Below are 10957 nucleotides of genomic sequence, written 5' to 3'. Positions count from 1 at the left end.
TCGGTATCGCTATTGCCTATGCAGACGCAATTGAGGCGGTATGTGATCGGCGAGAAGCTGGGACAAGGCGGTTTTGGCATCACCTATCGCGGTTTCGATCTGAAGCTAAAAATGGAAGTGGCCATCAAGGAGTATTTCCCGAGCGATTTCGCCAATCGAGCCGACGACCGGAAAACGCTGGTTCTGCTCTCGCCGGAAAATACCGAACTGTTCGACTATGGCTTGAGGGCATCTACTGAGGAAGCGCACACCCTGGCCAAATTGCAGCATCCCAACCTGGTGCGGGTGCTCAATTTGTTCGAAATGAACGCCACCGCCTATCTGGTGATGGATTACTACGAAGGCGAAACGCTCCACGACTATCTGGTCCGGCAGCCGGGCAGGAAATTGCCTTGGCGCGAGGCAATCCAGGTGTTGTTACCGGTGCTGGACGGTTTGCAGGCAGTGCACGACCAAGGTTTTTTGCACCGGGACATCAAGCCGCGCAACCTCTATCGCACGCACCAGGGTCAGATCATCCTGCTCGACTTCGGCGCGGCCCGGCAAGTGGTCAGTGATCGCGGCCACAGTATAGCGATTTATACCAATGGCTATGCGGCTTACGAGCAGCATACTCAGGGTGAGCAAGGCCCATGGACTGATGTGTACGGCGCGGCGGCCACGCTCTATTTTCTGCTCACCGGACAGACTCCACCGGCGGCGGATGCCCGCGCAATGGACGACGCGCTCAAGCCGCCCCGGCATCATGTTCCCGAACTGCCGCCCGCTTCTCGACAACATCCTGCGCCGCGCCCTGGCGGTGACCTCGGAACAACGCCTGCAATCCACCCAGGAACTCAAGCAACAACTCGAAACCGTGCTGGCGACGGAGGCAAAAAAACCCTCTTCGAACGGGCAAGGAGCGCGCAAGCCACCCAGGAAATTGAACGCACGGGCCGCCGCGATTGCTTTGTCGTTGGCAATTCCGGGGTGGGGTACATGGCTGGTCTTTTCCAACGGGACCACACCGCCCGCTCCACCGACACCGACCACTGCCCCCATCGCCGAGCCTGTGCCCCGACCGCCAGTTCCGGTCAAGGGCACTCTGGCGGTTTGCAGCGAGCCACCGGGAGCGACGATTCGGGTGAACAACGCCTTGCTGGGTTTGGCGCCGCAAGACTTCGTACACCCCGAGGGGCGGGTTACGGTCGAGGCGATCCTGGAGGGCTATCAGCCGCGCCAGGAATCGGTCTGGATTATGGCGGGGCGACGCAGCGATGTGGTGATCCGGTTGGAGCCGGTCCCGCCGCCGGCGAGCATGACCCCGCCGGTCGCCGAATCGCCGCCGGTGGTGGAACCTGAGCCCATTGTGGAGCCACGCGCCTATCTGACGGTCAAGGCCACGCCGGCGACCGCTCAAATCCGCATCATGAACATTGGCCCGGCGTATCGGGACGGGATTGAACTGACGCCGGGCGATTTTGATCTGGAAGTCAGCACCCCCGGCTATCAAACCTACCGGGCGTGGCGCCATCTGGCGGCGGACGTGCAAAAACTGCCGATCGCGTTGCCAGCGGAACCGCCAACCCCCACCACGCCGCCCCCGGACCCGGAAGGCATGGCCCGCCGGCAGCAACTCGATCTCCAATTGGCGGTGGCCAAAAAATTGTTGGAAGCGCGGGAAACGCAAGCGGCGCGGCGGGCTCTGGAGGATGCCAAGGCATCGGATCGGGAAGGACGGGTGGAAGCATTTCGGCGGGAACAGGCCACGATCATGCAAGCAACGGCGCTGGCCTTTCTAGAGCAGGGCCAAAGAGCGCTGGCCGAACGGGTAGCGGAGGACCTAAGCCAGTGGGACCCGCAAAGCCCCGAATACCTCGCGCTGCGAACGCGCTTGAGCGACGGACGGTAAGACACCGCCCACGAACATGAGGGAGAACATGATGCAAAGCAGGTGGCATTGGATCGGACTGGGGATTGTATTGGGGCTGAGCCACTGGCCGGCATGGAGCGCGGACCCGGACCCGGAGGCGGTGCGGCGGCTCATGGAAAAGTACCGGCGGGAAGCCGAGGCGGAGAAACACCCACCGGCCCACAAATCTACGGCCAAGCCGGCCCCCAAGCCCACGCCCAAGAAGCCGACGGTGAATTACGATCGTGAAGCCTGGAAATCGGCGGAGAACTGCGGAACGGCGGCGTGTTTCGAGGCATATCTAGCCGATTATCCGAAGGGGCAGTACGCCCGGATGGCGCGGGCGCGGTTGAAATCGGAACCAATACCGCAGACATCAAAAATAACAACTGTGCCAGTGGCGTCCCCAGCCGTGGAACAGGTTATAGAACGACCACTTAGCTGGCCGATGACAGTAACGGTGGTCGAATTCGCGATGCGCGGCGGCCTGATTGAACAGGCCGGGGCGATCATCGCCGATGTGATGATGTCGGCGATCGCCAACACCGGCCGCTTTACCTTGAAAGATCGCTTGCCGTTGTCGGCGGCGGCCAAGATCGCCAAAGCTCAGGAATTCGGCTCCACCGGCCTACTCGATCCCAAGACCGCCGCCGAACTGGGGCGGCTGTATGGGGTGGATGCCGTGGTGACCGGTGGCGTGTACAAGCTGGGCGACCTGATCACCGTCACGGCGCGGCTGATCGATACCAAGACGGCTTCCCTGCTGCGCAGCGGCCAGATCCAGGGCAAGGATATCGACACCATTCTGTTTAAGATGAGCGAATTGGTGACCATGATCATGGTTCCACCAGAACCACCAGCGAAGTAGAGATGGAGTTCATCTGGCTCCCACGCTCCGGCGTGGGAGCAGGTCCAGACGCTCCAGCGTCGCGGTTTCGAAGACCACCCGCAAGAGCCTGAGCTATGGGTCGAGACCGCTACCGTAGTACTCGTTCATCTGATACTAAATGCCTCTTGAATCCTTCATTATGTGCAGGTCGATACAAAATAATATCTATTAAAAACAATATCTTGTCATTAAAGTAACTGCTGGTTTTCAGACGCGTTTGGTATGACAACCGTGGGTCTTGATGTAAAGTTTGTGAGCCATCGGTAATTTTTGAACAATAACATCGGCGGGGAACTATAGCATCGTCGTTGGGGGCTGCTAGGTAATACCAATTCTGCATAGATTTTACGCTATTGCCTGTAGGTCGTAGGTTGGGCAAAAGCGCAGCGTTGCCCAACAATGAGCCTGGATGCTGGGCTAACAGCTCAATTCTATTCAGAAACGGTATAAGGAGTTTGTCGGCGTCCGCAGCGTTCGGACTCCTCCCTCTGGCCCCCTCTCGCTGGGAGGGGGATGAATGGTGAGGCTTGTGGAAAAATTGGGCTGTAGCGGCGGGTTTGCGACGGACGGCGATTGGGCTTTTTGATCGGGTTTCCACACTGGAGCACGGCGACGATCAAGGAGCTTTTTTGACTACGAATCAGGCCGACGGGCGACGCCGGGGCGTTTTGGGGAACACCTCATCGAGGGTGGCGGCGCTCAACAGCCGCAGGCTCCAAGTCCGCAAGTCTGCTTCATCGGCCTCAGCCAGGCGTTGCTGAATCCGTTTCGGCAGCGCCCCGAACTTGTGCTCCAGTAGCTCCCGTAACAGTTTGGCTTCACCCTCGCGATGGCCACGTTCGTAAAGTTGCTGCGCAGCGGTAAGCATGGCGTTCTCCAGCTCAGGTCGGGAATGGGTCAGCAGACCGCGCACGGCGTCGGGGGCCAGCGGGGTCACATGGAACAGGTAGGTCAGTAAAGCATGGACGATGCGCGCGCCGTTGCGTTCCCCATACAGGCCAACGGCCAGTTCGAGTAGGCGTCGGGTGCGTTCGGGATCGCCGCTGGCGGCGTTGCGCAGGGCTTCGATAAACAACTGAATCGCCAGCGGCGGTTCGGTGGGCGGTTGCCAGTCGCTCAGATCGTAGAGCAGGTAGCTGAAGTCCGGCAGGTAGGGCCGCAACAGGGCCTGTTGCGCGGCGGTCAGGGCAAACTCGTCGCCGAAGCGGAGTGGGAGAGTGAACGACGCCGCGCCGTGATAAAGCACCAGCGGGAGGATCGGCGTCCGGACGGGTTGTTTGCCGTACAGACGACCCAGATAACCGAGTAGTTGGGCGAGTAGCCCCGGGTCCAGATAAGACTTGTGCTCGAACAGCAGGTACAACTGACGCAGTTCGCCGGAACGGGTGGTTAGCGAGAACAACAGGTCGGATTGCAGTTCGTTGAGGGTTTCGTCGATCAGGCTGGTCGGTTCGGCGGCGAGCGTGTCAAGGTTGAATTCGGTTTGGAAAGCGGGCGGCAGGAGCAAACGAAAGAAGGCCCTCGCTTGGTCGAGATCGGCAAGGAAATCGCGAACGAAGACATCGTGAGGATGCGGAACGGACATGGCCGGGTCAGATCGAGCGGTGGGGTTGGCGCAGTATCGCCGGCATACCGAATTCGGTCAACGCGGCGAGTGCGATGCGCGGGTAGTCAGGGGTTCGATTTTCCCGGTTCCCGCACCCCGGGTCGCCGTCGCGCGGCAACGAAAAGAAGCGCCCACATCGAGCGTCTTGGAAAACGGCGCTATCCTATTGCCCTGATACAATAATCGTACAACCGTATTTATCGAGGGAGTTTGCCGCATGACCGCGCCATCGGAAGAAACCCGCGTCCAGCCGGTCGAGGTGACCTGTCCGGGGTGTTTCCACCCGCGCGAATGGGACGCGGCCGGAGTGTGCCCGATTTGCCATTACCGCGCCGGTCTGGAGGGGCGATCCGCCGCGCTGCTGCCGGTCGGGACGCAACTCAAGGGCTACGTGGTCGGGGAAAAGCTGGGCCAGGGCGGATTCGGGATCACCTATCGCGGTTTCGACATGACCCTGAAGATGAAGGTCGCGGTCAAGGAATACTACCCCAGCGAATTTGTCGGGCGCTCGACCAATCGCAAGATGGTGGTGCTCAACGCCCACGAGCATGAAGACCTGTTCCAGTACGGACTACGCACCTTCCTGCAGGAAGCGCAAACGATCGCGCAATTACGGCATCCGCATCTGGTGCGGGTCGTGAACTTCTTCGAACTGAACGACACCGCCTATCTGGTCATGGACTACTACGAGGGCGAGGACCTGGGGCGGCATCTAAAACCGCCCCGGAGAGGACAACCGGGAGTCCGCTTGCCGTGGCGACGGGCGATCAAGTTGCTGCTACCGGTGCTGGACGGCTTGCAGAAAGTGCATCAAGCCGGCTTCATGCACCGGGACATCAAACCGGGCAACCTGTATCTGACTCGGGACGACGAACTGATCCTGCTGGACTTCGGCTCGGCCCGGCAAGTGAGCGGCACCCACACCCGCAGCCTGCTGATCTTCTCCGAAGGCTTTGCCCCCTACGAACAATACCTGCAAGGTCATCTAAACCGACAAGGGCCATGGACCGACGTCTACGCCGTCGCGGCCACCCTGTACTTCATGCTGACCGCGCATCGGGTGCCGTCGGCGCTGGAGCGGAAGGAGGCCGAACTGCTGCAACAACCGGACTTGCTGAAACCGGCTCGTCATTTTGTCCCCGACCTGCCGCCGGCGCTGGACGCCGCCCTGCTTCGGGCGCTGGCGGTGGAACCGGAACAGCGGCTGCAATCGATTACAGCATTCAGGCAGCACCTGGAAACCGTGCTGGCGGAAGAGGACAAACCGCGTCCGACCTCGCTGCCCGAACCGCCGACCCAGCCCCGAGTCGCGCCAAAACCGCCGATTCCGCCCAAAGCGGTCCCGGTACGGCCGGTGAAGCCGCTCCCAGAAGCGCCGTCCCCGCCTAAAACGACTCTGGAACGGTCCGGCCAGCCGAACTGGCGGGTTGCGGCGGTGGTCATCGCCATGATCGGGTTGATAGCGTGGGGCGGGTGGTCGATTGGGTTGAGAACTTCGCCGGATTCGCCAAAGCCGCCAGTGATCGTGACGCCGCCGGTCGCCGAATCATCACCGGTTGCGGCGACGCCGCCGGTGGTGGAACCTGAGCCCATTGTGGAGCCACGCGCCTATCTGACGGTCAAGGCCACGCCGGCGACCGCTCAAATCCGCATCATGAACATTGGCCCGGCGTATCGGGACGGGATTGAACTGACGCCGGGCGATTTCGATCTTGAAATCGGCGCCCCCGGCTATCGAACCCACCGGGCGTGGCACCATCTGGTGGCGGGCGTGCAAGAACTGTCGATCGTATTGCCAGCGGAATCACCCGCGCCCGCCACGCCGCCCCCGGACCCGGAAGGCATGGCCCGCCGGCAGCGACTCGATCTCCAATTGGCGGTGGCCAAAAAATTGTTGGAAGCGCGAGAAACGCAAGCGGCGCGGCGGGCTCTGGAGGACGCGAAAGCATTGGATCGGGAAGGGCGGGTGGAGGCGTTCCGGCGGGAACAGACCACGCTCATGCAGGCTGCGGCGCTGGCCTTTCTAGAGCAGGGCCAAGAGACACTGGCCAAGCGAGTGGCGGACGATCTGGGCCAATGGGAGCCGCAAAGTCCCGCATACCAGGCATTGCAAGCGCGCTTGAGCGGCGGACGGTAAGACACCACCAACGAATACGAAGGAGATCACGATGCAAAGCAGGTGGCCTTGGATCGGATTGGGCATTGTATTGGGGCTGACGGTTTTGCCAGTGTGGAGCGCGGACCCGGACCCGGAGGCGGTGCGGCGGCTGATGGAAAAATACCGGCGGGAAGCCACGAAGAAACCACCCCCGACCCCCAAGCCGGTGACGAAGCCGGCGCCCAAACCCAGGTCGAGACCGGCGCCCAAACCCAGGTCGAAACCCACGCCTAATCCCGTGTCCACGCCGGTGATGTCCAGCCGGGTCGATGTGCCCGAGATGGTGCGCATCCCTGGTGGGTGTTTCCAGATGGGCAGCCCGAACTGGGAGGAGGGGCGATTGAGCGACGAGCGCCAACACCGGGTTTGTGTCGAGGCGTTCGAGATCGGCGTTTACGAAGTGACCCAAGGGCGATGGCGGGCGGTGATGGGCGACAACCCGTCTCGTTTCAAGGACAGCGACAACTACCCGGTGGAACAAGTCACCTGGAACGACATTCAGACGTATCTGCAAAAGCTCAACGCCCGAACGGGGCGGAACTACCGCCTCCCCACCGAAGCCGAATGGGAATACGCCTGTCGAGGTGGAGTTACAGGACAACGCTACTGTGGTGGCAACGACCCCGAGCGGCTGGCTTGGCACGGCGATAACAGTGGTGTCCGAACCCACCCGGTGGGTCAAAAAGCCGCCAATGGCTTCGGGCTTTATGACATGAGCGGGAACGTCTGGGAATGGACCTGCTCGTCATATGATGAAAGCTACGGCGGCGCGGAGATCCGATGTGCCGATAGTAATACAGGCGGCCCCTTGGCGGTGCGGGGCGGCTCCTGGTTCCACACTCCCGCGTGGGTGCTTTCCGCCGCCCGCTTCGGGAACACGCCGACCAGCCGCAACAACACCATGGGGTTCCGCCTCGCCAGATCCTTATAACGCTTTAGATCTTTGATCTTTTACCCTTTATCCCCGCGCGAAGCGCGGGCGATTTTTTGAAAAGTTATCCACAATGACCGATGAAAACGCGCGCGATGCGGTCCCCCGGGCAGTGCAAGCCTGCCACGAGTTGCTGGCCTGGCTGATCCCGCAACTGGATTTGTTCCCCCGCGCCCGGCGGTTTACCCTCGGCGAGCGGCTGGAAAGCGGCCTGCTGCGGGTGCTGGAAGCGCTGGTCGAAGCCGCCTACAGCCGGGAGAAACGGGCGGCGCTGGCCACCGCCAACCGCACCCTGGAAGTCGAACGGCATCTGTGGCGGTTGGCCCACGAACTGCGCGTCATCCCGCTCAAGCGCTACGAACACGGCGCCCGGCTGATGGACGACCTCGGCCGGCAGATCGGCGGCTGGCTGCGCGCCCGAACCGCCCCATGAAGCGACTGCACAACCTCTGGCCGCAGCTCATCACCTTCGATAACCTGTGGCGAGCTTGGCGACAAGCCCGGCGCGGCAAATCCCGCAGTGCCGGCGCGGTCGCCTTCGAGCTGGCCCTGGAACGGTTGCGCCCGCACCCGCGCAAGGCCCAGCTCAGTGACAGCATGATGATCATAGATATAAAATGTATCTATATGACCAGATAAGGAACCCATTATGCAAACCGCCAAGATCTTTCGGCACGGTGGAAGCCAGGCAGTGCGCCTGCCCGCTGAGTTTCGGTTTGACACGAGTGAAGTATTTGTCTGGCGCGATACCGCCACCGGCAACGTGGTGCTCTCAATCCACCCGGCATCCTGGACGGATTTTCTGGCGCTACGCGACCAAATGCTGGCCGGGGACCGGGATGAAATCGAGCGTTTTTCGCTGGATCGACGCGACTCGCCAACAGTTGACCGCGATCCTTTTGTCGGGTGGAGGGAATGAGTTCCCGTTTTCTGCTCGATACCGACACCTGTAGCTACATCATCAAGGGCAACCATCCGGCGCTGGACCGCCGCTTGCGGGACTTGAATCCCGGACAGGCCGCCATTTCCGCCATCACTCGGGCGGAATTGCGCTTTGGCATCGCGCTGCGCCCGGAAGCCACCCGACTGGCCATACTCGTCGAAGCCTTTCTGCAATTTGTGGTGACCTTACCCTGGGATGCCCCCGCCGCCGACCAATACGGGGCTTTGCGGGCGGCGCTGCAACAGATCGGGCAACCCATCGGCGATCACGACACGATGATTGCAGCCCATGCCCTGACGGCAAATGCAACTCTGATCACCCACAACCTGGCACACTTCGAACGAGTAAGTGGGCTTTCCTGCGCTGATTGGACATAAGCAATTCGGGCTCAAGTCTTGTCTTTTGTATCTCCGATATCGCCAACCTGACTCAGAAAATCGTTGCCATGGGAGTAAGCCGACAAAAAAACCAGGCTTGACCACCAAAGCTTCCCAGTCCCCCCGAAATCGGCTTGTCCTCAAAAACAGGCATCTTTCTTGCTAATCTCCTGCATGGACGCTCCTTCCGAACGCCACATAAATCTCCGCGCAACTGGCCCTAAACCGGTTACGCTTATTTATTCCCAACTCACCCCTCGCAAAACTTCATGCACGACCTCATTCCCCTGACGATCGCCGTCATCCTCCTGGTCGGCGTCGGCGCGCAATGGCTGGCCTGGTGGCTGGGTCTGCCCGCCATTTTGCCGCTGCTGGCCGTTGGCATCATCGCCGGCCCGGTCACCGGCTGGCTCAACCCCGACCACCTGTTCGGCGAGTTGCTGTTCCCCATGGTCTCGCTCGGCGTCGCCGTCATCCTGTTCGAGGGCGCGCTGACCCTGCGCTTCGCGGAAATCCGTGGCCGGGCCCGCGTGGTCCGCAATCTGGTTTCGTTCGGCGCACTGATCAACTGGCTGCTCATCGCGCTCGCCACCCGCCTGTGCATGGATTTGCCCTGGTCCATGGCCCTGCTGTTCGGCGCGCTGGTCACCGTCACCGGCCCCACCGTGGTGGCGCCGCTGCTGCGCAGCGTTCGTCCCCAGCGTGAAATCGCCAGCATCCTGCGCTGGGAAGGCATCCTGATCGACCCCATCGGCGCCTTGCTGGCGGTGCTGGTGTTCGAGTTCACCATTTCCGAGCAGGATCAGATCCAGAATACCCTGCTGCTGTTCGGCGCCAACATCGTCGCGGGCGCCCTGCTCGGCCTGGCCGGCGCCTGGCTGCTCGCCAACCTGATCCGCCGGCAACTGCTGCCCGAATACCTGCACCGCATCGGCAGTCTGGCGCTGGTATTGAGCGTGTTCGCCTTGTCCAACGCCCTCGCCGCCGAATCCGGCCTGCTGGCGGTGACGGTCATGGGCATGCGGCTGGCCAACACCCAAAATCTGATCATCGAGGACATCCTCAACTTCAAGGAAACCCTCACCCTGCTGTTGATCTCGATTTTGTTCATCGTGCTGGCGGCGCGGCTCGATCCTCATGCCTTTGCCGGAATGGGCTGGGGCGCGTTTGGCGTGATGTTGGCGATTCTCTTCGTCGCCCGCCCCGTTACGGTGTGGTTATCCGCCATTGCTTCGAAGCTCGACTGGCGGCAAAAAGCGGTACTGGCCTGGATCGCCCCGCGCGGCATCGTCGCGGCGGCGGTCTCCGCGCTGTTCGCCCTGCAACTGGAACGGCTGGGCCATGCCGAGGCCCGCACCCTGGCGGCGCTGACGTTTTTGGTCATTCTGGTCACGGTCATCCTGCAAAGCCTCACCGCCAAGGCCGTGGTGAAAAAGCTGGGACTGGCGGCGCCACCACCGCGCGGGGTGCTGCTGGTGGGCGCCACTCGAGTCGGACATGCGATAGCCAAGGCGCTGCACGAAAGAGAGATTCCGGTCATTCTGGCCGATCCGGTCTGGCAGAATCTCCGCGCCACCCGCATGGCCGGCATCCCCGTCTACCACGGCAATGTCATGTCCGAACACGCGGACACCTATCTGGATCTCACCGGTATTGGCAAATTGCTGGCCATGTCGCTGTGGATGGAACGCAATACCCTCGCTGGCCTGTACTACCGACCGCTGTTTGGGGCCGACCAAATCTACACCCTGCGCCTGGACGAGGAGCGGGACAACATCAACCGCAACCGGGTGATTGCGTCCTATCGTACCGCCCGGTTGTTCGGCGAGCAGGTCACCTTCGCCCGACTGCAGGACCGGCTGGATCAGGGCCACACCATCCGCGCCACGCCGCTGACCGCCAATTTCGACTTTGCCGCCTTCCGCGAAAAATGGGGCGAGCAGGCCATTCCGCTGTTCGCGCTCGACCCCAAGGACAAGCTCCGGGTGTTCTCGACCCGGGAAACGCTGCAACCCGCGGCCGGCTGGACCGTGATCAGTCTGTTGCCACCGGCGGAACCGAACCGCGGCGGCAACGGCAAGGACAACGCTAAAAACAAGGACAGGAAGGAGAACGGCTAAGGAGCAGAGCAGCGGGAAGGCCGGTTAACCACCCCGGTGAAC

General features: G+C 61.7%; 11 protein-coding genes. 10 read left to right on the top strand and 1 reads right to left on the bottom strand.

Annotated features, from left to right (window positions below):
• Positions 1–18 precede the first annotated feature (18 nt).
• The 3 genes from IPM89_01080 to IPM89_01070 are packed head-to-tail and all read left to right on the top strand — an operon-like array spanning position 19 to position 2759.
• The gene (locus IPM89_01080; protein QQS54498.1) at positions 19–1341 is read left to right on the top strand and encodes a serine/threonine protein kinase; all 1323 of its coding nucleotides are present in this window, start codon (positions 19–21) and stop codon (positions 1339–1341) included.
• On the top strand, positions 1298–1891 hold the full coding sequence (locus IPM89_01075) for a hypothetical protein (GenBank protein QQS55994.1): 594 nt from the start codon (positions 1298–1300) through the stop codon (positions 1889–1891). Before IPM89_01080 ends, IPM89_01075 begins: the two co-directional genes overlap by 44 nt.
• A gap of 28 nt (positions 1892–1919) precedes the next feature.
• On the top strand, positions 1920–2759 hold the full coding sequence (locus IPM89_01070) for a hypothetical protein (GenBank protein ID QQS54497.1): 840 nt from the start codon (positions 1920–1922) through the stop codon (positions 2757–2759).
• A gap of 661 nt (positions 2760–3420) precedes the next feature.
• Here IPM89_01070 and IPM89_01065 read toward each other — a convergent pair.
• Positions 3421–4365, bottom strand: coding sequence for an Rpn family recombination-promoting nuclease/putative transposase (locus tag IPM89_01065; protein ID QQS54496.1), 945 nt, complete (start codon positions 4363–4365; stop codon positions 3421–3423).
• A 238-nt stretch (positions 4366–4603) separates the two neighbouring features.
• Between IPM89_01065 and IPM89_01060 the strand changes: the two genes are divergently transcribed.
• From IPM89_01060 to IPM89_01030, 7 genes are all read left to right on the top strand, one after another.
• Positions 4604–6523: a protein kinase gene (locus IPM89_01060; protein QQS54495.1), complete on the top strand. Its 1920-nt coding sequence runs from the start codon at positions 4604–4606 to the stop codon at positions 6521–6523.
• A gap of 31 nt (positions 6524–6554) precedes the next feature.
• Complete coding sequence (locus IPM89_01055; GenBank protein ID QQS54494.1) at positions 6555–7475, top strand: formylglycine-generating enzyme family protein; 921 nt, start codon at positions 6555–6557, stop codon at positions 7473–7475.
• Between the two features lie 73 nt (positions 7476–7548).
• A complete protein-coding gene (gene avd / locus IPM89_01050; protein ID QQS54493.1) occupies positions 7549–7908 on the top strand; it encodes a diversity-generating retroelement protein Avd in 360 nt (119 codons plus the stop codon).
• Complete coding sequence (locus IPM89_01045) at positions 7905–8114, top strand: hypothetical protein (GenBank protein QQS54492.1); 210 nt, start codon at positions 7905–7907, stop codon at positions 8112–8114. Before avd ends, IPM89_01045 begins: the two co-directional genes overlap by 4 nt.
• A gap of 10 nt (positions 8115–8124) precedes the next feature.
• Positions 8125–8394 carry an AbrB/MazE/SpoVT family DNA-binding domain-containing protein gene (locus IPM89_01040; protein QQS54491.1) on the top strand — a complete coding sequence of 90 codons (270 nt, stop codon included), beginning with the start codon at positions 8125–8127 and terminating at the stop codon, positions 8392–8394.
• Positions 8391–8795 (top strand): type II toxin-antitoxin system VapC family toxin, encoded by a 405-nt coding sequence (locus IPM89_01035; GenBank protein QQS54490.1) that lies wholly within the window; start codon positions 8391–8393, stop codon positions 8793–8795. Before IPM89_01040 ends, IPM89_01035 begins: the two co-directional genes overlap by 4 nt.
• Positions 8796–9064: 269 nt before the next feature.
• Complete coding sequence (locus IPM89_01030) at positions 9065–10915, top strand: sodium:proton antiporter (GenBank protein ID QQS54489.1); 1851 nt, start codon at positions 9065–9067, stop codon at positions 10913–10915.
• Positions 10916–10957 lie beyond the last annotated feature (42 nt).

The organism is Candidatus Competibacteraceae bacterium, from assembly GCA_016699715.1.
Lineage (GTDB): Bacteria > Pseudomonadota > Gammaproteobacteria > Competibacterales > Competibacteraceae > Competibacter.
This window is presented reverse-complemented; position numbering and strand designations above follow the sequence as displayed.